Raw genomic sequence first — 24,733 nt, forward strand, 5'->3', positions numbered from 1 at the left:
CAGATTAACTAAGTTATATGCATAATAGGAAAAGCCCTCAGGTTTTTACGTTGGTCCGTTTTTACGTTGGTCCGAATGAATAACATACTGGCTGCATAACAAAAAAAAGAAAGCATCCTTTTGGGGATACCTTCTTCTTACTTGAGCCTCTTGTCGGATTCGAACCAACGACCCCGAGATTACAAATCACGTGCTCTGGCCAACTGAGCTAAAGAGGCGGGGTGGGTAAGCTTACTACATCGCGCCGCTACAACCAACTACCTTTGCTGCGATCAAGCCCTGGAGGATTCGAAGGGAGCTGGCCGTATAGGACTTACCCATTTGCGGATGCAAAGGTAGACATTTTTTAGAATCCTGCAATAGTCAAAAGGAACTTTTTTTATACATATCTATCAGAACACTGAAATACAACGACTTATAACAGACCTTTTACAAGAAAAAGATGAAAAAGAGTAACTATTCAATCGATTTTAGTTTTTTTCAATTGAAATGATAGCCTCATTAAGGTAAAAATACTACTTTTGTACACTTATTCATAATCGAAATGACAGAAAGCAGAAACAGTTTACATAAATATGCCATGCAGTTCGGTACTTATATGGGACTTTTTTGGATATTCAAATTCATCTTATTCCCTGCCGGTCTCAGAATACCTTTCCTTCAACTTTTATTTCTCGTACTAACTATAGCCGTTCCATTCCTTGGATACTACTATGCACGTATGTTTCGAAATAAAGTATGCGGAGGAAGCATTAGTTTCTTTCAAGCATGGGTTTTCACAGTTTTCATGTATATGTTTGCAGCATTGCTCACAGCCGTTGCACATTATGTATATTTTCAGTTTATCGACCATGGGTTTATCGTAAATTACTACCTTAACTTATTTGAAGAGCTGAAAAACATGAATAACATCGGTTCAATGGGAGATACATTCAAGCAAATGGAAGAAGCTTTTATGGCGTTAGGCAATTTAACCCCTATAGAGTTAACCATGCAACTTATTTCTCAAAATGTATTGTACGGAAGCTTTTTAGCGATCCCTACCGCATTGTTTGTAATGAAAAAGAAGAAAACGAATATGGATGAGCATACAATTCAGCCATAAACAATAGTATAATTAATAACTTATTATTCAATGGATATATCTGTAGTCGTTCCTTTGTACAACGAAGAAGAATCACTTCCAGAATTGTATACATGGATTGAAAGAGTAATGAAAGCCAATGGTTTTTCATTCGAGATTATTTTTGTAAACGACGGCAGCACTGACCATTCATGGGAAGTCATCGAAAACTTGAAGGCTCAATCGGACGCGGTAAAAGGTATCAAGTTTCGCAGGAACTACGGCAAATCCGCAGCATTGTATTGCGGATTCGAGCGTGCGGAAGGAGATGTAGTTATCACGATGGATGCAGACTTACAAGACAGTCCGGATGAGATTCCGGAACTCTATCGAATGATAACCCAAGAAAAATACGATCTCATATCAGGATGGAAACAAAAACGATATGATCCATTATCTAAAACCATCCCGACCAAACTGTTTAACGCTACGGCACGTGCAGTATCCGGTATCAATAACCTGCATGATTTTAACTGTGGACTAAAAGCCTATAAAAAAGATGTAATAAAAAACATCGAAGTTTACGGCGAGATGCACCGTTACATCCCCTATCTGGCAAAGAATGCCGGATTCAACCGAATAGGAGAAAAAATAGTTCAGCATCAAGCCCGTAAGTTCGGAAAGACTAAATTCGGCGGACTGAACCGTTTCTTTAATGGCTATCTGGATTTACTTTCTTTATGGTTCTTATCTAAATTTGGCATTAAGCCGATGCACATATTCGGTTTTCTAGGCTCTTTGATGTTCATTATCGGTTTTATTGCGGTTATTATCGTAGGAGCTTCCAAGTTGTATGCCGTATCACATGGATTACCATATAGACTGGTGACGGATTCCCCCTATTTTTATCTGTCATTGACAATGATGATATTAGGAACACAACTATTCCTTGCAGGGTTTATCGGGGAACTCATTGCTAGAAATGCTCCTGAACGTAATAACTATAAAATAGAAAAAGAGTTTTAACTCCGAAGAAACAATTAAAAATGAAGAATACGATATATAAAATAAAGAAAACAGTCTGCGGATGGGGAACAGTTCTTCTTCTATTATTCATTTTTAATTTTATTTCTTGTTCCGAAAATGACTGCTCATTGGGAGGGCGCCCTTCGGTCAGATTCAGTTTCATGAACAGCAAGACTCATGCTATTGTGAATCTGTTTGATTCATTAACCGTCACAGCCTTGGACACAGATTCAATCCTGCTAAACAGAGGTAAAGGCATAAACCACATCACATTACCATTAAGTTATGTAAACGAGGAAACAACATTTGTCTTACACTATAGCAGATTCCTACGAGATACCATATGGGTAAAACATGAGAATTATCCGCATTTTATCTCTATGGATTGTGGCATCAGTATGTTTTATACTTTAAAAGAGGTTCAATACACTACTTATCTTCTGGATTCTATCACTTTGGTAAACCCTGATATAAACGATAATGAGAAAGATAATTACCATATATATTATACTCCTGACAATTAGTCTGCTATCCCCTGCGCTACCCGTCATGGCCCAAAAGAGTCCACAAACGGACACGAAAGAGGAAGAGAAAATACCATTGTACAATGGCACTTCTATCGGTGTGGATGTATTCGGCATTGGTAATAAACTTTTCGGAGGAGACTTCCTTAGTTCGGAGGTTAGCATAGATGTAAACCTGAAAAATCGTTTCTTTCCCGTAGTAGAAATAGGTTACGGCACTACGGATGCCACAGAAGACACATATAATATTCACTATAAATCTTCTGCTCCATATGCACGTATCGGACTAAATTACAACACAATGGCAAAAAAGAAATCCGATAGTTTTCTATACGCAGGCATACGTTATGGATTCTCCAAGTTCAAATATGATGTACAAGCACCACCACTATACGACCCGATATGGAAAGGCGAAGTACCCTTCGGATATGATGGTGTAAAATCCAGCGCACACTGGATTGAATTATTGGTCGGAATCAAAGTAAAAATCATCAAGAACTTTCAGATGGGATGGACGCTACGATACAAAGCCAGACTTAGCGCCAAAGAGAGTCTGAATACCACACCTTGGTACATACCCGGATACGGGAGCAACAAATCCGGCAACTTCGGCGCAACATATAATCTTATTTATAAACTACCTTTTTAAATCATGAATAATCTGGAAATATGGATGATAGCAGTCAGTTTAGCAATGGATTGTCTGGCTGTATCCATAACAAGTGGCATTATTTTAAAGAAAACAAAATGGAAAACAATGTTGTGCATGGCTTTCTCATTTGGTTTCTTTCAGGCAGCAATGCCTTTTCTAGGTTGGCTGGGTGCCAGTCGTTTCAGCCATGAGATAGAAAATATAGACCATTGGATAGCTTTCATCTTATTACTGTTTATCGGAGGGAAAATGGTTTGGGAAAGTTTTAAAGAAGAAGACTGCAGACATGAATACAACCCATCAAGTCCCAAAGTGGTACTTGCATTATCCGTAGCAACCAGCATAGATGCATTGGCAATCGGCATTACTTTCGCCTTTTTAGGAATGAACACCATCCACTCAATACTCTCCCCTATCCTTATTATCGGATTCGTATCTTTTGCCATGTCACTCATCGGGCTATTATTCGGGATATTCTTCGGATGCCGTCATAATCTACGTATGGAACTGTGGGGAGGTATTGTCCTAATTATTATCGGAATCAAAATATTGATCGAACATTTATTCTTTAATTGATATATATAATAAGGTATGAGAAACAAAAAATTAAGATGGCAGCTACCGGTACTGCTTTTATTCATTATAGCCACTGTGTTCATTGTGAGAAAACAAACGCCTTATCAGGAGAACGAAGGAAAAATCTTCGGCACAATCTATCACGCTACCTATCAATATCCTGAAAATCTACAAAAAGAGATAGAAGCGGAACTAAAGAAAGTAGATAACTCCTTATCTCCTTTCAATCAGGCATCAATCATCTCCCGGATTAACCGGAACGAAGATGTGACACCGGACAGCCTTTTTACCGAAGTTATTGGCTGTTCTGAGAAAATATCCCAAGAAACGAACGGCGCTTTCGATATAACCATCGCACCACTCGCCAATGTTTGGGGATTCGGCTTTAAGAAAGGAGCGTTCCCCGACTCCGTGACGGTAGACAGTTTATTGGAAATAACCGGATACGAAAAGATAAAATTGGAGAACGGGAAGTTCATTAAATCCGACCCTCGCATCATGATTAGCTGCAGTGCCGTAGCCAAAGGTTATGGTAGTGATGTTGTAGCCCGTTATTTTGACCGCAAAGGAATCCAAAACTATATGATCGAGATTGGCGGAGAAGTTGTAGTAAAAGGAAATAATCCCAAGAAAACTCCTTGGCATATCGGGATAAGCAAGCCGGTAGACGATTCTCTGTCTGTGAACCAAGAGTTGCAGACCGTATTAAAAATTACCAATGTAGGCATGGCAACTTCCGGCAATTATCGCAACTTCTATTATAAAGACGGGAAAAAATATGCTCATACCATTGACCCGAAAACTGGTTATCCGGTACAACACAGTTTATTATCCGCAACTGTCATAGCACCGGACTGTATGTCTGCCGATGCTTACGCCACTTCTTTTATGGTGATGGGATTAGAGAAGTCAGAGGCTTTTGCGGAAGCAAATCCGGGTATAGATGCCTTCTTTATCTACGAAGATGAAAACGGAAAGACGCAGACATGGTTTACAAGCGGTATGAAGAAATACATTGAATAACTCTATCCAATCAAAGATATTTAAGAAGAGGAAGCCCACAGGTTATCCTCTTTTTTGTCTTTTACCGGAAACCTAACCAATTTAGGAGAAAGCCTCCCTCACTCTCTTAATTGACCGTATGCTTCATTAGTTTCACAATATATGGAACTGTTGTTTCATAATATATGGAACATTAGTTCCACAAAATATGAAACTACTCGTTCTCCCTTATGCGTATACAAGAGAGAAGGGAAAGGAAACCAAACAGATACTGACAAGACAAAAAAAAGAGAGTGTTTAAGCACTCTCTTTTCTATCTCTATTTTCTATTTCAATTACTTGGCAAAACTTACAGCACGAGTTTCACGGATAACTGTGATCTTTACCTGTCCCGGATAAGTCATTTCATCCTGAATCTTCTTGGCGATCTCTCCGGACAAACTTTCAGTCTGCAAATCATCAATCTTATCCGCGCCTACAATTACACGAAGTTCGCGACCTGCCTGAATAGCATAAGTTTTCGTCACTCCCGGATAAGACATTGCCAGTTGCTCCAAATCATTCAAGCGTTTAATGTAAGCCTCAACAATTTCGCGACGTGCTCCCGGACGTGCTCCTGATATTGCATCACAAACCTGTACGATAGGCGCCAACAAACTAGTCATTTCAACTTCATCGTGGTGAGCACCGATGGCATTACAAATATCCGGTTTTTCCTTAAACTTCTCTGCCAGTTTCATACCTAATAAAGCATGTGGCAATTCCGGTTCTTCATCAGGCACCTTACCTATATCATGAAGCAACCCGGCACGTTTGGCTTTCTTCGGATTTAAGCCCAGTTCAGAAGCCATCACTGCACAAAGATTAGCCGTTTCACGAGCATGTTGTAATAAGTTCTGTCCGTATGAAGAACGATATTTCATCTTACCGATAATACGAATCAGTTCCGGATGCAATCCATGAATACCCAAATCAATCGTCGTACGCTTACCGGTTTCGATAATTTCTTCTTCCACTTGCTTACGAACCTTAGCAACCACCTCTTCAATACGGGCTGGATGAATACGTCCGTCTGTTACTAACTGGTGCAAAGCAAGACGCGCAATCTCACGACGAACAGGGTCAAATGCAGAAAGAACAATTGCTTCCGGCGTATCATCTACTACAATTTCCACACCTGTTGCAGCTTCAAGCGCACGGATATTACGTCCTTCACGTCCGATAATACGGCCTTTAATTTCGTCAGACTCAATATGGAATACTGTTACCGAATTCTCGATAGCCGTTTCAGTTGCAACACGTTGGATAGACTGGATAACGATTCTCTTCGCTTCCTTGTTTGCCGTCAACTTAGCGTCATCCATAATGTCGTTAATAAAAGAAGCTGCCTGCGTTTTTGCTTCTTCTTTCAAAGATTCCACCAAACGTTCTTTTGCTTCTTCTGCCGACAAACTTGAAAGAGTTTCCAGCTTTTCACGTTCCTGCTGCTGGAGTTTATCCAATTCATCTTTCTTCTTATCCACTACCACCAACTGTGCCTCAAGATTCTCCTTGATAGCTTCAGCTTCCGAACGTTTACGTTGAATTTCTTCCTGTTTCTGTGTTAATACCAACTCACGTTGTTTCAATTTATTCTCAGCCTGCTGAATCTTCTGATTACGGATAGCGACTTCTTTCTCCAAGTCTGCTTTTTTATTCAAGAACTTCTCTTTTACTTCCAAGAGCTTATTCTTCTTAATAACTTCCGCTTCAGCCTGTGCCTCTTTCAATATACTTTCCGCTTTTGATTTCAGGACAAACCTTAACATCAAATAAGATAATAGTCCTCCCACAAGGAAACAGACTATTGATACTATTATCACTGTTAAACTACTCATTGTAACTAAATTTATTATAAATAAAAACGCACCACTTACCTCTCGGAATCAGTCCGTAAGTAAAGCAGTGCGTGAATTTCCTAAAACTATAACTATAATATGATATCCTCTATTCCTTTCTAAAATAGTCCTCCAATTCTTCCGTAAGAACCTTCACTCTTTCCATGAAAGGCACCGTATCCTTCATCTCTCCCAACTCCAGATTTCTATAACAAAAATCAAAAGCTGTCATTGCCAAATAACGTTCTTTCGGCAAATTCGGGAAAGCGCTCCGATACGTATTCAATTTGTCATTTATCTGTTTAACCGCCTCTCGGGTAAATTCTTCTTGTTTTCCTCCTAATTGAACTTGAAGGGGATAATCCAGATCGGCAATCGACAGCATTATTGTTCTTATATCGTCCATACATCTACCCCATTATCATTATTCATTCAATAAAGCGATGCATTTATCGACTTCACGCACTAATTTGGATAATCGTTGCTTCGTATCTTTAACCTCATTGTCATTAATACTGATTATCCTCGCTTGTTTTAAATTCGTATAGCTGGCTTCCAAGGCCTTATAGTTATCTTGCATCTCTACGATCTTATCGTCTTTCACTTTCAAAAGCCGCTTCATTTCTGCATTTTCACGCTTCAATTCATCATGCAAATACATTAAATGCCGAACTCTCGCCTCAAAGACGTCCAATAACTTTTTATCCTCTTCCGTCATCTCTATACCAAAATTGTACACAAATATACAGTTTAGTATGATATTACAAAAATATTTTTCAAGAAATTAAATGAATTGGCTTAAAAACTCTATGGACGTAATATTTTATCCGGTGAATAGATTAGATTATCCACTGCCTTTTCACCATCGGGAGTCACAAACACTGCTGCGAACATCCACTTAACCAGCCTTACTTCCGGAGTAGTAAACTTACCGACGGGCAACTTCAGCAAGAGTTTATTCCATCCTTTATTCAGATTTACCATAATCGGTGGGCGAACTGCCATATTCTCATTGCCAAGAGGTATCTCATTCATGGCTTTTCTATGTGAAGCCGTCCACACCGGAGGAAGCACTTCCGTATCATTCAGCCAGATACGACTTTCTTTATAATCCCACTTCCCGGCAGGGGGTGGAAGGTCTTTCTCCGAACGTCCATAATTCTGCGTTTCCAACCATAAACCTACTTGTTGCGTTTTTGGAGAATACACCCACGTATAAGCATACGCTGTATGATTTTCTTCAGGCTCTTTATAAAACGCCGGAATAAGTTTACCCCACACATGACGTAAATAAATACCTGCACCGATTGCCTCTTTGGTTGTATATTCTTTACCTTCATAGCTATATTCCGACTGCAAAGACACTTCCGGCGGAAAAGGCTTCGTCAAATCACCTCCATTGGGAAAAGGTTCTGTTATTCTCCATTTCACATTTGTCTGCTTCACATAAGCAAAAGGACAACCCTTAAAATTATGTTCTTTATGCCACAGCATACGTCGTTCAAAATCAACAAAAGCATCGAATTGCTCCGTATCAGCCACTAAGTTTGTACCGTTCTTATCAAAATATTCAAAACCTTCTCCCAGCCAAGAACGTTCAGCAAGAGCTAGTGCATTCGGGTAAAGAAAGTTTTGAAGAATAATATCACGTTCCGGCAATACCAAACGATCATTCCAAACGGCAACAATTGCTCCGGCAATGTCATCGTTTCCTTGCTTTACATTATAAATACGACTGTTATAAAGTGCCACAATATCAGCAAAAGTATCAAAATGATTCAAATAGTGAAAACGGGAATCAATAGCAGGGATACCGGGTTGCGCTTTTCCTCGATAACTCCATAAATGAGTCATATCAATCTCACCCGGTTCATAATGCCATCCCGGATTCCAAGAGATAATCTTCTTTCCTTTTGCATGAATATAAGCAGTCATTTCAGGAACGAACCGGGGATTGGTGAACTTCACTTCATCCGTACCGATATGGATATACGGCACATCAAAAGTTTCACAGACTTCATCCATCAGTAACTTTAAGATCGCCATCCCTTCTTTACTTTGCATATCGTGCCTAAATGTACGAACAAAAGCCGCACTATGTCCGGGCATATCAAATTCCGGAATCAGCATCATATTATGCTGTTTGCAGTATTCAACCAAATCTCTTGCTTCTTCCTGCGTATAATACTTTCCGGGCATACGTGTCGTATTCACACTATCGTTAAGCATTGGAAATACCTTACTCTCCAAACGCCATGACTGATTTTCAGTTAAATGCCAATGAAACACATTTATTTTATATCGGGATAGAATAGCAATCTCACGTTTAAGCTCCTCTATCGAAATATAACTACGGCCTACATCTTGCATAAATCCACGAATACGGAAAGCAGGCCAATCAGTTACCGTACAAGCAGGGAAATACGATCTCTTTTCCCCTATACGAAGCTGACGCAAAGTCTGAACAGCCCAATAAACACCTTGTTCCGTCAGCGCCTCAATCTGAATCTTTTTACGGGATACCGTTAGACGATAGGCCTCATGTTGATTTAACAGAACTCCATCAATTTTATCTACCAGATGCACTTCCAATTTAAGCGATGCATCTTTCCTAACTTTACCGCCGCATTCTTCAATAAAAGAACCTAATAGTTCCATCTGCACCGGAGATGAAACGGCTATTTCCCCTACATCAAACCGACCGCTCGTCATAGTGATCCGTTGCGGACGCGGTAAAAGGTTCAGCTCTTCGGCATAAACCATTACTGAAAGAAAAGCAAAAATGACATTTAAACAAAACACAGATACACTCTTCATCATTTCCCTTTTATTTGATTATATCATTTAGTCTAACAGCTTGAAAAGTCATGTGTGCCACACTGCTTTCATAAAGTATTCCAACTGTTTCACGGTCTATCATGCTCATACAAGAATATCCCCACCCTTCAGCTTCGTCCAATAGTAACTGATGTTCCTTGCTCCACGTCAATCCTCCGTCAAGACTGGCTTTTATCGTGATATGATTACGGCCTTTCACCGTATCGGGATTGGAAAACAAAAGTATATCCTTATTCAAGACATTATCTTCTGCATTTATTTTAATAAGACTCGCCATGCACACCGGCTCACGAAGGGCACTGCGGGAAGAGGGATGCTCTATCCATGTTTTACCAAGGTCTCTCGTTACAGCAACAGCGCGACTACCTTTACGGTTATCACGCATATTCAGCATCAGTACGCCCGGCTCTATTTCTACCACTTGGGCTTCTGTCGTATTTGTACGCGCATAATGATGCATCTGCCATGTCTTGCCATGATCTTTACTATACATAATCCCGGCATTCGGTACTCTTGTGGAATCAATATATTGCGTAGCAAACACAAGCGTACCATCTTGCATCGTTATCCCTTTTCCCGGACCTTGGAGTAAGAAATACCAGGAAGGATCTTTTAATTGTTCGGTAATATTAATAGGTGACGACCACGTTTTACCATCATCATTACTATATGCCAGAACCAGTTGAGCCGTACGGTTCATATCCATCCCCTGACGTGAGCTGACCCATGCACGTGCATTTCCCATACCATGTGTCCATGCCGCCACAATCCATACCGTACCGGTTTGCCGATCCACAAGTATAGCAGGATCGCCTACTCCATTCTGACCTTCCGGCAATCCGGCATATTTACCAAAAGCCATAGGTATACGCATTTTCTCCCAAGTTTGACCACCATCCGTACTGCGGCTTAAACCGACATCAATATGTTCCTGCAAATCTGTCGAACTATTATAACGAACATCATAAACGCCCAACAATGTGCCCTTATTAGTAGTAGCCAATCCCGGAATACGAAATGCAGTCACTCCGTCATCTCCGGCATGGCGAACCCCTGTACCCATCAAACGTTCTATACCGGAAGGTGATTCCTTTCTTAGTACAAGAATCTTACCATCAGCGGATGCCCGAACGATATCAGCTTCCACTTTTGCCAACAAAGGAGTTTTAGGTTTCATTTGAATACTTACCCAGAAATAATTAATTCCCGGAACTAAAGACTGGTTAACCGGAAAAACGACTTGCCGTAAAGGAGATTTTATTTCTTTCTTTAACACAGAATAAGAAGGATGAGCAGCAAGTGTTTTACCCGGAATATCCCGAGGAATATATTCTACCGGACAAAAGAATGTTTTACCCTCACGTTTGACTGTCTCCGTTCCGCCATAATAAAGTTTCACAGCTTTTATATCTTTCATATTCGTCGTTTCGGCAAATTCCAAGACCACCTCATCCAATGTCCGGCAACTCCGGGAATCTAACCGAAGATAAAACAAAACATTATCCTGACGTTCAATCAGAATAGGGACACGAGGTTCACGAACTTGCAACGTATCCGCTGCTTTGAGTGTCGAGAACTGACACAGAACAACTAATAATACCCCAAGAAGCAACTGTTTCATAGTACTATATTCAATTATTTAATTATACTGATACTACTCCATATTATCTGTTTCAAGACGCAAGAAATATAACCGCAATCCTAAGCCAACAACACAACAATACTGAGCATAGCAAAGCCAACCATACAAATATGCAAATATTTATTATAAAACCAACACTTAATTAATTATTTTATTATACAGCCTCAAGAGTAATAGAAAATTAAGATTATATCCATTTATACAGCTCCCATTCATAAGTTGCAAGTACAAGTTTCATCCTTCAGTTCGTTTTCCCTTTTTGATAATTATCTTAATGCTTTTAAAACAACCTAATGTTTTTTTGAAGTCATTAGGATGATTGCCAACAAACATACGGTCGATTGAAAACGAAAATACGGTCCATCATTTGCAAACTCCTATCGTTTGTTGACGATCGACCGTATCTAATTATTTAAGAACTTAATTCATACATAAATGCCAGTTTAGGAACATTTTACAATCTATTCTCTATAAAATCAGACTAATTCAAAATCAATTCACGAGCAGCACAGTGCTATATTAAAAGAAATGCATGACCAATAGATAATCCTATGCGATTTTAATTTAAGAGACTCATCATAGCAACAATCTTTATTATATAGAATCAATGAAGACAAAGAGACAATATGGCAACGCTCTTAATTATTATTATAATTTAACAATACAACCTTAGTTAAGAATAGATTTTGCAATAAACAGTTTTATTTGTTAACCTCCTATTATATAGTTAGTTGTATTTTTGCAGAAATTTAATTAATACATCAGAAATATAAAATGAATAAACGCTTTACTTTATTAGTTCTAGGCTTAATTATGTTGAATATATTCAATCTTAAAGCACAACAAATTACAAGCACTCAAGCTTTGGAATCTGCAAAAGCCTTTTGGGGAAACTATTCTTCACCACAACGTGCCAAAGCTGCAAAATCTACCTCAAGCACTAAAATGGAATTAGTTTATATCGGAGGTAATTTTACACAACCGGACTTCTATATATATAATGTAGGAGAGAATGAAGGATTTATGGTAGTTGGTGGCGATGAACGTATGCGCACCATATTGGCTTATTCCACTGAAGGACGTTTCGATTTAGCAACAGCTCCGGAAGGTTTTATGGATTTGTTGCAAAGTTATTCCGAACAAACGGAAGAAATACGTTCTGCCAAAAGCCAAAAAACAAAGCCGTCACTTATTCGCAAAAAAGCAGTCGCAGAAACACTTACCAACAGTGTAGGTATTGCTCTATTAGATACAGTCAGCATGAAAGTTACTAAAACGGATGGTACTGAGAAAATTCTTACAGGAATTAAATATGACCAGTCCGAACCTTATCATAATTTTTGCCCGATGATCAACGGAGGAAGAGCCTATACCGGATGTGGTGCTACGGCAATGGTTCAGCTGATGCGTTTTCACCGATATCCTTCCAGCGGTGAAGGTAGCCATAAAAATATCTCTTATGCCAACGATTCAACGATTGATTTCAGCAAGGCTGTCTATCGGTGGGACTTGATGCTTCCCAACTATTCGAATAATAAGAATAATGCAAATTACGGAAATGTGGAAAACCGCAATGCTGTAGCATTGGCCATGCATCATGCTGGAGTAGCTACGGACATGATATACTCTACGAATGGCAGTGGTACAGGTTCATTACCGGTTGCCAGGGCTTTGGCTTCTTATTTCAAGTATAATAAAGGAATGGAAATAGCAAGAAAGCTCGTATATACAGAAGCCGAATGGTTTGCTTTGATAAAAAACGAATTGGATCATGGACGTCCGGTTCTCTATTCCGGTACAAGCAAAACAGGAGGACACTTTTTTGTATGCGATGGTTATGATGACGCAGGGCGCTTGCATTACAATTATGGCTGGAGTGGCACATATAATGCATGGGCGTATCCGACAGTTGCTCCTGCCGAGGGCGGAACGGTGTGCAAATATACTTATTCAGTAGATGCCATCATCGGTGCAGATCCTGCAGCAATTAACGTGAAGCCACAGTTGGCGCAGCTTTCCGTATTGAATGTTTCCAATTTAGCTCCTAAAGTAGATAGTCTGTTCAATGTATCTTTCCGTATATCGAATTACGGTAGGAACACATACGAAAGTGGTAAAGTAAAACTTGCTTTATGCAAAAAGGGAACAGATGAAATAACTGCCTATTTAACTAACGGCGAAACAACACTGACTATCCCGACCAATAATTATGATGCCGGACCGGATAACATCAGATATCAGGAAGTAAAGTTCACCGGAGTTAAAATACCAAAAATTGCCAATGGTATATATGATTTAAAATGTTTTGCTTCACCTAGAGGTGATGATTCTATCTATCCGCTATTGGCAAGAAACGAATATGTGCAAAAAGTGATTACAGTTCAGAAGAGAAATGACGGTACAACTATTTTTTCTTATGGATTAGGTGATGAACAGGGAGAAATAGGTGTATCAAATAAAATAAATCTATCGGTCAATGGTGGAATAGGAAAAGCGACGATCCCATTAAAAAACTCGGATACCGATTATAACTATACCGGTAAAATTTTTGTAATTGGTTATAAAGATAATACAGCTACAATGGAATTGTTCGGCAGTGCGGAAGTAGATATATTACCAGCGAAAGAACAAGAGATTGTTATTTCGGGCATGCATATGAAATCGGGGAGCTATCATTATTTTGTGGCTTACAACCCTATCGACAATATTGATGGCTCGTGGTTAGGAGCAGTACCAATCAAGGAGAGCCAACTTGCCTATGAGGTACCAGCGGAAACAGAAGATTATAAAATGGATTTCACAGCTTTAACTCGTTTACCTGAAGGATATAAGCAATATAAAGAAGATCTGACTGGAAATAACATATATATTTCTAATACACCTGAAAATGATCAACTAGCACCGTGGGTATATAATAAATTTCCTCTTTTTAAAGCAACTAGCGTAGTAAGACCTGATCAGAATCGTTTATCCAACACTCTTATCACCGATGCTATTGAGGTGAAAGATATAAACGGCGTATTGGAATGGCAATTACAGCCAATGGGAGGAGATTATGAAAACCCGATACCATTTGATGTGTACATTTCTACCAAAGGAAACTCACTTGAAGATTTCGACGGAGAGAACTCATTATTCTATCGGGACTCCATAGACGTAGCATCCGGTGTACATACTATGCGAGAGAGTCTGTATAAATATGCCAATCAAAAGATATACATCGCTTTTAAACATAGTTTGAATAGTAATGGTGCCAATTCTATGTTGAATTTCCTGCAAATACGAATTTTGAATATTGCTTCTCCGCATGATATAGCCTTAAGCAAAGTGGAAGTTCCTGTAAGAGAAGCTATTGGTGAACCTTTGCCTATAACGATAACCGTAAACAACCAAGCACCTTTCCCGATTACCAAATTCACGGCGACTTATACCGTAACAGGCAATTCATTTACAGAAGAGTTTACCCATAAGGGATTGCCTTATGATACGCCTACCCAATTCACACTTACAAAAGCAACAGTTACCGGAAAACCGGGAGATAACTTGGATGTAAGAGTCACTCTTTCTATGGAAGATGAAGATAAGAATTTATTGGATAATAACACAGGAAGTGCCACCTGCAAGGCAATGAGTTTTCAACCGGATAAGACAATGGTTGTCTATAAAACATCCCGGGGAGCTTGCGGAGCATGTATGCTCACGTATGCACACATGGATTGGCTGGAAGAATATTATCCTGAATGCTTTGCAGCTGTCGAGCTTTGGGAACCATGGTCGGGACAGCCTACGCATTTGAAATACGGCTGCGATGATTTCAAAGATTTTTATAGTGGCAGCACACCGTCTATAACCTTGAACAATAAGAACGTTAATTTTCACACTACAGACGAGATTATACGCCACACGGGAGATCAATTATTAAAAGAAAGTCCAGTAGCTAATACGAAAGTGGATGCATCTTATATCAGTGCCGACAGCCGTACATTAAAGATAAAATTAACCAGCCGTTTCGCCATGCCAATGACAGGGACGTATAAAGTAGGCGTATTTATTATAGAGAGCAACGTATTGGCTAATGATTTCCAGATTCTGAATGCCAGCTTAGCTGCCGGAGGCCATACTAAAAACCACTTGCCAATAGCAGCCCCCCAAGGTGCAAAGGGACAATTAAGTCCTTATACGATTGAAAATCCGATTAATGATCAGGATTATGTATTTGAATTTACTTATGACGTACCTGAAACACATGGGGAAACAGGTGATATCAGGAATGTGAATAAAGATAATATTCAGGTGATTGGAGTCTTATTCACTCCGAGCGGAACGATTGATAGTTCATCCTTGAATTGTTATTATGTACGTATCCCGAAGACAAACGGCTTAACCTTTGTTGCCGAGCCGGAATGCGATCCGTTTAAAGAAATCTTGGAAGTGAAGGAAAAGTCACGGGAAGTAGGTCAGTTTGAATCTATCAGACGAATGCGCTCCACCGTTATGGCAAAAAACGATTTCCGCTTTCATATTGAGAAAGATCCGGCAACAATAGGCAATAAAAAAGTACGGTTGTCAGTAAGAAAGAGTGAAACGGAAGCTGCAACTATTTTAATCCCTGATGCAGATGGAATATATACTTTAAAAGATGTAAACCGATATTATTTCATTGATGTAGAAGTCTTGACTGATGAAGAAGAACCGACTGTCACCCGTAAAGGAACGGGCATTATCTTAAACGGTAGTTGGGATGGTATTGATTTCAACCGTATCCTTCCGATTGACAATTCGATAACAAGTGTGGATATGTCCGCCATTACTATACCTGTAGATGCACCGCAGTTGATACCTGCCAATCCAAACTGCCTGCTATATGTCGGCCAAAGTTCAACAGTTCCCGCCACATGGAAAAATGTAATAAGCGGGACAGAAGCAGAAACAATTAATTTAGTAGATGGATATGCTTTCTGCAATACCAAAGAATTTACAGCCGCCAATATCAGTTATACACGTACATATCCGCAGGCAGGTTGGTCTTCACTATATTTACCATTCGGAGTCACCAAATTGCCTGACGGCATCAACTTAGAAAGTTATACTGCATGTAACGGTTCTGAAGTACGTTTTAGTCCTTTACAAGCACTATCCACAACAGCCAATACTCCTTACATTGCAGAAATTACGTCTTGCGATGAAAAAACTTTCAGTGCACAAGAAGCTATTGTGAAAATAAGTAGTGACAAGGAAGATATAAAACATGAAGGTGACCTTGTATTTAAAGGAACACTGACCGAGTTTGCTCCGGGAGAAGCCGAAGGGCTTTATATCCTCAAGCCTACAGGAGAAGGATTTATAAAAGGAGGAGCTAAAACAACTATTCCCGCTTTCCGGGCTTATTTGGAAAATATGGGAATCGACCCGGTAATGAATATATTAGTGGACCATACTGCTGTTACAAATGTAGAAAGTGGAACTGTTCAAAACGACCTCAGAGTTTATACAAACAACGACAAGTTAATCATCATCACCGACAAAGAAATGCAGGCAGAAATATTCAGTATAGACGGAAAAACAATTAGAAATATCAGTTTAACTTCCGGTGAGAATATTATCGAGGGGTTGACTAAGGGGTTCTATTTAGTGAAAAATCATAAAGTGTGCATTCAATAATAATCAAAAGAAACTAAGAAGTATATGATAACAAAAGAAGTATATAAAAAACCGGAAATAGAAATTATCGAAATAGAAATAAATTGCGTCATAGCCGATTCGTTTGTTAAAGACATGAATACTACCGAAACTGACGAAGATGGAGTTGCAGCCTACTCACGCAGAAGAAATTTCTGGAAAGAGTAAGATACAAAAAAGAGGAAAGACACAATCTTAAATTATAAAATAAATTAATCAAAAGATAAGAGATGAAGAAAAAAAATATTCTAAGCCTATTGTTTTTATGGATGGGCGTGGGCATTGGCATCTGTTATGCTGATAATAATTTTACAGTATACTATCAAGGCGAAGAACTAATAGCAGGTGCGGATAATCAAATAGAAATAACGGAATATGAAGATAATGGTCTATCTGTCTCTATGAAATTCCCATTTACATTGGATATTCATACACAAAAAAGTACAACAATAACACTAAGCAAAGATCAAACCGGAACTCTGTCCGGAACACAGAATGATATGTGCTGGGGAGTTTGCGTAAGCCCTGATCAAGAGATAATCAGTCAAACATTCGATGGTAAGGTAAGCCGTACTGATGAGACCTATACAACATATCATCCTCAAGGGATCCCCGGTACATCAACCATTATTTATACATTCAAATCCTCTATAAGAGGGCAGGAACCGATAGTTATCACTGTAAAATTCACATATAACCCTCCAAGTACAGCCACAATTACAAATGTAGGAAGCAGTCTTGTTTTGGAAGGTGACTGGAATGCTACAGATTTCGATCAAGTTAATTCGAAAGCTGATGAGTCAATAACAAGCATAGATATGTCTGCCATTGAGATACCGGAAGATGCACCAGAAATAACTCCCGCAAACCCCAACTGTCTGATATATGTTAGTGAAATAGCCACAGTACCTACTACGTGGAAAAATGTAGTGAAAGGAAATGAAGCGGAAGAAGTGACATTAACAGACGGCTATGCATTCTGTAATACCAAAACATTCACAGCAAAGCAAATCAGCTACACCCGTAATTATCCACAAGAAGGATGGTCATCGCTGTATTTGCCATTCGGAGCAACTGAACTTCCCAAAGGCATCCGTATAGAATCTTATTCGGACTACAAAAATAACACCGCGCATTTCACACCTATAGTCTCATCGGTTATCGAAGCCAACATCCCTTATCTTGCAGAGATAACCTCTTGCGATACAAAAACATTTAGTGCTATAGACGTACAAGTAGAAGAAAGCAACGTTACAGGTAATGTGGAACAAGGGAGCTTTATTTTTAAGGGTACTTATTCCTTGCTTACCGGAAATGACGCTACCGATCTCTATATACTGGATTCCAGCGATGGTTCTGGATTTATCAAGGCTAATGACACAAACAGTATACCTGCTTTCCGTGCCTACTTACAAGCAAAAGATGGCAACGAGACTTTGAGAGTTACGGTCAAACATGATAATCCTTCTCATCTTGAGAACACACTATCAGACAATAGTTTCAATGCATACGGCTACCAAGGTAAACTGTTTATTATCGCCGACAAAGAAACTGACGCTAAGATATTCAGCGTAGACGGACGCAGAGTAAAGACGGTAAATCTGCATGAAGGTGAAAACATCATAGAAGACTTAAACAATGGGCTATATATAATCAACAACCAAAAAGTTTCTATTCAAGAATGATCTATTAATTCAAAAACATGGAAACTACTCAACCAGGCAAATACGAAAAGCCTGAAATAGAAATTATCGAGTTGGAAACAGAAATAATAGCAACTTCCCTCAAGACAAAGAAAGAAGGGCACAATGGTGTGGCAGCTTATTCAAGACGAAAAGAATTTTGGGAAGAATAAAATCCAAGGCTAGTCAAAGGGGGACATCTAAAAATAGATGTCCTCTTTATCATAATAAAGAATATAGTAATATAAATATGGAAATTTATTTCCGATCTTATAGAACATTGATTATCTTTGCAGACAGAAATATACCAGTATGGGCTTGACTGGATTTGACAGCGGGACGAAATGGTATGTAAGCATGCAGTGCGTCGGTGATTTGCACTATAATCTCAGTTATCAAAATTTTATCTGGCGAAAACAATTACGCTCTTGCTGCTTAATCGAAGTATAGTAGATTAGCTTTATTTCTTCACTAGGTGTAGAAACGAGACATCACTCGAAAGCTGTTGTTCCGAAGCATTTCGACATAGTGGTGCAGTAAAATCGGAAATAGTTTATAGTTGCCTCGCACTATGAATGAAAATTTAGAGGATAAGGTTTGAGTTGGTGGCTTCGGTCTTGCTCATACTCGAAAATTTAAGCGAAGATAAGCATGTAGAAAGCGTATGGTTTCCTCGTTTGGACGAGGGTTCGATTCCCTCCAGGTCCACAGAATCAACAGAAAATCCCTTGAAGTAAGATACTTTTCAAGGGATTTTCTTTTTCACTACTTCCCCTCTTATAATGTTTGAAAATCAACATACGGTCGATTGAAAACAAACGTACGGTCCTTTGTTTACAAACTCCTATCGTTTGCAGACGATCGACCGTATGTTGAATAGCAAGGGTTATCTGCCTATAAGGAGATGAGCTCAATAGATAAATACATGATCTTATGAAAAGCCTATTTATGCGTATTCCCAATCATTATCAAATGACATCCATTTATAAAGTTGTATAATTTTAGAACATATAAATCAAAGGATGTTATCTATAATGAAAAGAAACGCAGATATTCACCATTTACTTTTTTAAATTCTATATTTGGATAAATATAATATTAAGACAATATAATATGAAAGATTTAGAAAAGACAACCGGTAATATGAAATTGGTATATTCTGTTTTATGCGCTCTTAAGAAATGTACAATTTTTGATCTGCAAAAAATAACGAAGTTCAAAGATGTAGATTTATGCTTAGCTTTAGGTTATCTGATTCAGGGTGATAAAATTTATCAGAAACGTATAGATGATATGGTTTATTATGGTATTGTTACAAATTAAGGTTTAGTTTTTTATCATCCGATATATTGAGAGCTAAATCATTACGTTCTCCAGCCTTTACACAAATAAAGCCTTGCAAAACAAGGCTTTATTTATTACAGAGTTATTTTTTACGTCTTCATTCCGGCAGTAATTGCTTTCCAATTATAGTTTCGTGTCAATCCCATAATAGTACTATAAAGCATAAGTAGGCATGATACTGCACACACCACCACAACCGCCGCAGCTAAAAGGAGTAGTTTTAAACCTAATCTTAGAGGCCCCGTACCATCATCTTCACGAGTGGTCGATCCGTCACTCCATTTGGTTACAATCTCCACAAACCCGATACTTCCGGCTAAGCCTACAAGACCACCGGCAAAAGCCAAGCCTCCTTTTTTAATTCCACCCAATATTTTAGCTTCCGTACGATACCGACTAATTGCATATCCATAGGGACGTTCTGCAAATATATAGACAGGTATTAATATCAAGAAGAATATATTCCAAAACCAGATCCAACGAGCTGAACCTTTGGCTTCTTTTGCATCGGCTTTTACATCCTTCAAGGCCATCTCTTTTACATCCTTGAAAGATAATTTATTGGCTTGTTCAAATTCCACTAGACTTTTCCCTGCCGATTCATCTCTTTCTTCAGCCCATTTCAAGAACTCATCTTTCCGTTGGGCGGTAGATGCCGTATCGGCTTTCGCACGCAACTCTTTGGCGGCTCTCACATAGCCATAGTAATTTGCCGCAATTCTTTTAAGCATAGATTCCTTATAATAATTAGGATCTCTGAAACGATCTATATTTTGATAAGTATCACTATTCTTAAAAGCTTCAATGGATATTGTCGTATCTTTTTCTGCCCAATTCTCAACTATAGAAACATTCTTTTCAACTTCTTTCACCTTAGATTCTCTATGATCAGAACATTCCGACAAGATAAATACGGAAACAATAACGCCGACAACAATCACCCAAGAGAAGTTCCAATGTCTTTTCTTAGACCAATTCACGATGCCACGTAGTTCACGGAGCCTGTCTTGGAAAAAAGTATCACGAGGATTACCTGCCACAGATTCCGCTTGATCGAGCAAATGCTCCATTTCATTCGCTTCCTCAAGTGTTATAGGATAAATATCGTCAATTTCAACTTCGCCACGCTCTTTATCTCTGACAGACACATGAGATGAAGTAAACATTGCCTTATCTAACAACTCATAGGCCTCACTATTGACGGTATCATCTTTCGCCCGATTTTCTAAATCTTCCGGGGAGAAAGAGACATATCCCTGCTCATAAGCTTTATTTCCTTTAGGTATTTTCTTGGATTTAGCCATAATTATTTCTTCATCGACATTTTCCAGTTCCCATTATCAAGCACCATATCCACCTTATCCGTATCGGTTTCTCCATTACCATAAGTCATACTCAACTCTACAACAGCAGTTTTTCCATCCTCTGCAATAGTTTCAGAAGCTACTTCAATAGACTTGATTCCACCCTTTTCCTGCAACTTTTTGTCTCCTTTTTCTTTAAACATAGCAACATACATGTCCTTTGCCTGTTTTAAATCTTCTGCAGATGCTTCATCACTAAAAGCGATTCCATCTACAAATTTCTCATAATTACCTGACTGCATATAACCTGCATACTTTTTTGCAGCAGCACCCGGAGTATTACCAGAAGAACATCCAACGATTAAAGTTACGCACAACATGACGAAACTCAAATAAATACATTTTCTCATAATAAATTCTTTTTAATTAATAGTTTAAAAATTATATATCAATACTAAGCGTTTGTATTCCATTATATCAGAAGGAAATATATAAGAACCTATGAAACCCGGAATATTCACTTTCGTTGTCCTACCCTCCACTAAATCCACCCCGGCATACTTGTAGACAAAATAAACAAGTTCGGTACAATACATCGCTGTACTATCTTCCAAATTATAAGTATGATCAAACAACGTACGTCTGTCACAGACCTCTATTGCCTTACGCGCAGCTTTTATTGCAACTAATGAGTCCTCAGTAAAACGCATTAATGCTCCGGCAACTGCTTTTTCCTTTCCAAAGAACTCTTGTACATTTTCTATTTTTACACGGTCCGGTTCTCCTTCATAATCCGGTTCTCCGGGAACTGCGTGAACAACTTTCCATTCATTCCCATCACGCACCACAATACCTATATGGGAATATGTCCCTTTTCCGTCAGCACTCAATACTGCACGACTTACCAAACCTGTACCTTTCCTGAAAACGAGGTCTCCCTCATGGAGAAGTGTTTCCGGAAAAAGATTTATTTCTTTATTATCCACACAACAGACGAATAAGAAAACAATCCAAATGACACTAACAGTCCTTAGTTTATAATCCTGAAACATTTTACGTTTCTAACATTTGTTCACAAATATAAACTTGAATATATCTATCAAACCTACCATTGCATCAAAAAATAAGTATCAATCTAACAAAATTATGCTTTTGAAGCACTTTCGGAGCTTTTCTTTCGATATTCGGAAAAAGTCATTCCATGTTCTTTCACAAAAGTTCGCCGGAATGTAGATAAGGAATTAAAACCACACATTTCGGCAACCTCGTTCATGGTAATCGCACAGGTAGTATCCGACAATATTCTCCGCATTTTTTCCATGCGATAAGAATTTATATAATCATAGAAAGAAACATTCAGACAGGTATTAAGATAGCTGGAAAGATAAGTGCGATTGGTTCCGATAGCCGTTGCCAAATCAGTCAGTGTTAATTTAGGATTCAAAAAAAGTTCATCTTCCTCAAGAGCTTTCTGCAAAGCCAACGCCAAATTTCCATTTAAAATAAATTCTTCTTTCTTTTCTGCTAATCCGTCGGAGAAAAGGTTTCTCACAACTATATTACCGGTAATAGGTACAGTCTCCTGAGACTCACTGTAATATAAGATACATGCCCAAAGTAACAGAGATGAAAAATAATAAATAGAATCTGCATTCCATGAACTATACAAACAAGAATACATCCATACAGAAAGACAAATAAACATCAAAAAGGTTACCTGCCGAAGCCACCGAACGTTTAAATGCTCCATATAAGAATAATTCTCATGTACATATTTATTATAACGCTTTACGGCAAAATAAAGAATTACGATTACAACAAATGAATATAAGACAGCATATCCTTCAATCAACCAAGACCATACAACCGAAGCTGTTATGGCATATCCCAACGTACAAACGATGAAAAAAGCTTCCAGCATAAAAACCTTTTTCCAATTTATCCAACCCGGAGACAATAATTCAAACAAATAAAAGGAGCAAGCAGGAACAGCCCACATATCAACCATTATCAGCAAAGTAGAAAAATAAGAATCTCTATCAATAGAAGAAGAATAAAGCAACAGATCCTTCGCTTCCAATATAAACCAAAAGAGGACTACTCCTCCCAGTACATTACGCAATCGGGAAGTGTTTCTATCTCTCAACAGATAAACACCGGCTAAAAGAAAAAACATACAACACAGCCCATGTGCAAAATAGTATAATTTTTCAGATAACAACATGACTTTCTATTTGGAGTTTCTAAATGTTTTTCAAGATTTTAAGCATCGAGCATCTTCAAATTTCCGCTAATATAGCAATTATATTCATTTTATCAATAATTTTAGCCAAATTCAATCCAGTAGTAACTATAAATACATATTATCTTCATTTCGTCATTACAAAGCCATCTTCCACCTATCAAGCAGTCATGACATCTATTAAATCATTCTCTTGCAAATTTGAATTAATATCACGGCATAAATAGAAAAAAGTAGCTTTTCTCGCCCTATTATTGCTCAATTTTCCAATACTTGTGCATTTTTAATGCTCGATTATTTTGCAAAACAAATCGTTTATTTAACTTTGCGGACTGATATAGAAGCATTCAAACGTGAAAGCTCCTTATTAATCTAAGTAATGAATTACTAATACCAAAATTAACAAACATGAGTTTGAAAATTGTTGTATTGGCGAAACAAGTACCTGACACACGCAATGTAGGGAAAGACGCCATGAAAGCTGACGGAACAATAAACCGTGCGGCGTTGCCGGCCATCTTCAACCCGGAAGACCTGAATGCCTTAGAACAGGCTCTTCGTCTGAAAGATAAACATCCCGGCTCAACAGTAACTATCCTGACTATGGGTCCGGGACGAGCTGCTGATATTATTCGTGAAGGACTTTTCCGTGGTGCAGATAACGGATACCTGTTAACAGACAGAGCTTTTGCCGGTGCAGATACATTAGCCACTTCTTATGCTCTTGCAACTGCTATCCGTAAAATCAAAGACTTCGATATCATTATCGGAGGTCGTCAGGCTATCGACGGTGACACAGCTCAAGTTGGTCCACAGGTTGCAGAAAAATTGGGACTTACCCAAATTACTTATGCAGAAGAAATTCTCGACATAAAAGATGGACGTATTACTGTTAAACGCCACATTGACGGTGGAGTAGAAACTGTAGAAGGTCCACTCCCGATTGTAATCACAGTAAACGGTTCTGCAGCTCCATGCCGTCCGCGTAATGCAAAACTGGTGCAGAAATATAAACATGCCAAGACCATAACAGAAAAACAACAAGGTAATCTTGATTATACAGACCTGTATGACAAGCGTGATTACCTGAACCTTGCAGAATGGAGCGTAACCGACGTAAACGGCGATCTGGCACAATGCGGTCTTTCCGGCTCTCCGACCAAAGTAAAAGCAATTCAGAATATCGTGTTTCAAGCTAAAGAAAGTAAAACTTTATCAGCTTCAGACCGTGACATTGAAGAGCTTATCGTTGAACTTTTAGCTAACCATACAATCGGATAAC

Annotated in this window: 21 protein-coding genes, 1 tRNA gene and 1 other RNA gene; 13 read left to right on the top strand and 10 right to left on the bottom strand. The window is 38.7% G+C overall.

The window, feature by feature from the left end; all coding sequences use genetic code 11:
* Positions 1–144: 144 nt before the first annotated feature.
* Positions 145–218 (bottom strand) — tRNA-Thr (locus DXB63_RS09235).
* A gap of 326 nt (positions 219–544) precedes the next feature.
* On the opposite strand from DXB63_RS09235, the gene DXB63_RS09245 reads away from it, so the two are divergent.
* From DXB63_RS09245 to DXB63_RS09270, 6 genes are read left to right on the top strand one after another with little or no spacing between them, the layout of a single operon-like run.
* The gene (locus DXB63_RS09245) at positions 545–1,105 is read left to right on the top strand and encodes a DUF4199 domain-containing protein (protein WP_122126130.1); all 561 of its coding nucleotides are present in this window, start codon (positions 545–547) and stop codon (positions 1,103–1,105) included.
* 30 nt (positions 1,106–1,135) lie between these two features.
* Positions 1,136–2,089, top strand: a complete 954-nt coding sequence (locus tag DXB63_RS09250) for a glycosyltransferase family 2 protein (protein ID WP_122126131.1) — start codon at positions 1,136–1,138, stop codon at positions 2,087–2,089.
* A gap of 20 nt (positions 2,090–2,109) precedes the next feature.
* Positions 2,110–2,613 (top strand): DUF6452 family protein, encoded by a 504-nt coding sequence (locus tag DXB63_RS09255; protein ID WP_122126132.1) that lies wholly within the window; start codon positions 2,110–2,112, stop codon positions 2,611–2,613.
* Complete coding sequence (locus tag DXB63_RS09260; RefSeq protein ID WP_233522840.1) at positions 2,567–3,262, top strand: DUF6048 family protein; 696 nt, start codon at positions 2,567–2,569, stop codon at positions 3,260–3,262. The genes DXB63_RS09255 and DXB63_RS09260 overlap by 47 nt, the downstream gene beginning before the upstream one ends.
* 3 nt (positions 3,263–3,265) lie before the next feature.
* Entirely contained in the window at positions 3,266–3,841 is a 576-nt protein-coding gene (locus DXB63_RS09265; protein WP_122126134.1) for a manganese efflux pump MntP family protein, read from the top strand.
* Between the two features lie 15 nt (positions 3,842–3,856).
* Entirely contained in the window at positions 3,857–4,864 is a 1,008-nt protein-coding gene (locus DXB63_RS09270; RefSeq protein ID WP_122126135.1) for an FAD:protein FMN transferase, read from the top strand.
* A 314-nt stretch (positions 4,865–5,178) separates the two neighbouring features.
* Here DXB63_RS09270 and rny read toward each other — a convergent pair whose 3' ends face one another.
* From rny to DXB63_RS09295, 5 genes are all read right to left on the bottom strand, one after another.
* Complete coding sequence (gene rny / locus DXB63_RS09275) at positions 5,179–6,720, bottom strand: ribonuclease Y (protein ID WP_122126136.1); 1,542 nt, start codon at positions 6,718–6,720, stop codon at positions 5,179–5,181.
* A gap of 109 nt (positions 6,721–6,829) precedes the next feature.
* Entirely contained in the window at positions 6,830–7,126 is a 297-nt protein-coding gene (locus DXB63_RS09280) for a cell division protein ZapA (protein ID WP_122126137.1), read from the bottom strand.
* 18 nt (positions 7,127–7,144) lie between these two features.
* Positions 7,145–7,459 carry a hypothetical protein gene (locus DXB63_RS09285; protein ID WP_122126138.1) on the bottom strand — a complete coding sequence of 105 codons (315 nt, stop codon included), beginning with the start codon at positions 7,457–7,459 and terminating at the stop codon, positions 7,145–7,147.
* Positions 7,460–7,527: 68 nt separating this feature from the next.
* Entirely contained in the window at positions 7,528–9,537 is a 2,010-nt protein-coding gene (locus DXB63_RS09290; protein ID WP_122126208.1) for a family 20 glycosylhydrolase, read from the bottom strand.
* A gap of 10 nt (positions 9,538–9,547) precedes the next feature.
* Positions 9,548–11,179 carry a sialidase family protein gene (locus tag DXB63_RS09295; RefSeq protein WP_122126139.1) on the bottom strand — a complete coding sequence of 544 codons (1,632 nt, stop codon included), beginning with the start codon at positions 11,177–11,179 and terminating at the stop codon, positions 9,548–9,550.
* A 795-nt stretch (positions 11,180–11,974) separates the two neighbouring features.
* Between DXB63_RS09295 and DXB63_RS09300 the strand changes: the two genes are divergently transcribed.
* From DXB63_RS09300 to DXB63_RS09315, 6 genes are all read left to right on the top strand, one after another.
* Positions 11,975–16,861, top strand: a complete 4,887-nt coding sequence (locus DXB63_RS09300; RefSeq protein ID WP_122126140.1) for a C10 family peptidase — start codon at positions 11,975–11,977, stop codon at positions 16,859–16,861.
* Positions 16,862–16,885: 24 nt separating this feature from the next.
* A complete protein-coding gene (locus DXB63_RS17945) occupies positions 16,886–17,047 on the top strand; it encodes a hypothetical protein (RefSeq protein WP_158563663.1) in 162 nt (53 codons plus the stop codon).
* A gap of 62 nt (positions 17,048–17,109) precedes the next feature.
* Positions 17,110–18,564, top strand: coding sequence for a hypothetical protein (locus DXB63_RS09305; RefSeq protein WP_147332282.1), 1,455 nt, complete (start codon positions 17,110–17,112; stop codon positions 18,562–18,564).
* Between the two features lie 17 nt (positions 18,565–18,581).
* On the top strand, positions 18,582–18,734 hold the full coding sequence (locus tag DXB63_RS17950; RefSeq protein WP_158563664.1) for a hypothetical protein: 153 nt from the start codon (positions 18,582–18,584) through the stop codon (positions 18,732–18,734).
* 141 nt (positions 18,735–18,875) lie between these two features.
* Positions 18,876–19,272: a transfer-messenger RNA gene (gene ssrA / locus DXB63_RS09310) on the top strand.
* Positions 19,273–19,674: 402 nt separating this feature from the next.
* Positions 19,675–19,884, top strand: coding sequence for a winged helix-turn-helix domain-containing protein (locus tag DXB63_RS09315; RefSeq protein ID WP_122126142.1), 210 nt, complete (start codon positions 19,675–19,677; stop codon positions 19,882–19,884).
* Positions 19,885–19,994: 110 nt separating this feature from the next.
* On the opposite strand, the gene DXB63_RS09320 is transcribed toward DXB63_RS09315, so the two are convergent.
* The 4 genes from DXB63_RS09320 to DXB63_RS09335 form a co-directional block, all read right to left on the bottom strand.
* Complete coding sequence (locus DXB63_RS09320; protein WP_122126143.1) at positions 19,995–21,209, bottom strand: hypothetical protein; 1,215 nt, start codon at positions 21,207–21,209, stop codon at positions 19,995–19,997.
* Positions 21,210–21,211: 2 nt separating this feature from the next.
* Positions 21,212–21,619, bottom strand: coding sequence for a DUF4878 domain-containing protein (locus DXB63_RS09325; RefSeq protein ID WP_122126144.1), 408 nt, complete (start codon positions 21,617–21,619; stop codon positions 21,212–21,214).
* A gap of 24 nt (positions 21,620–21,643) precedes the next feature.
* A complete protein-coding gene (locus DXB63_RS09330; RefSeq protein ID WP_233522837.1) occupies positions 21,644–22,195 on the bottom strand; it encodes a YiiX/YebB-like N1pC/P60 family cysteine hydrolase in 552 nt (183 codons plus the stop codon).
* A gap of 158 nt (positions 22,196–22,353) precedes the next feature.
* Positions 22,354–23,385: an AraC family transcriptional regulator gene (locus DXB63_RS09335; protein WP_158563665.1), complete on the bottom strand. Its 1,032-nt coding sequence runs from the start codon at positions 23,383–23,385 to the stop codon at positions 22,354–22,356.
* A gap of 474 nt (positions 23,386–23,859) precedes the next feature.
* Here DXB63_RS09335 and DXB63_RS09340 point away from each other — a divergent pair, with 474 nt between their 5' ends.
* A complete protein-coding gene (locus DXB63_RS09340) occupies positions 23,860–24,732 on the top strand; it encodes an electron transfer flavoprotein subunit beta/FixA family protein (RefSeq protein ID WP_122126147.1) in 873 nt (290 codons plus the stop codon).
* Position 24,733: the final 1 nt, after the last annotated feature.

Source organism: Bacteroides sp. OM05-12 (assembly GCF_003438995.1).
Lineage (GTDB): Bacteria > Bacteroidota > Bacteroidia > Bacteroidales > Bacteroidaceae > Bacteroides.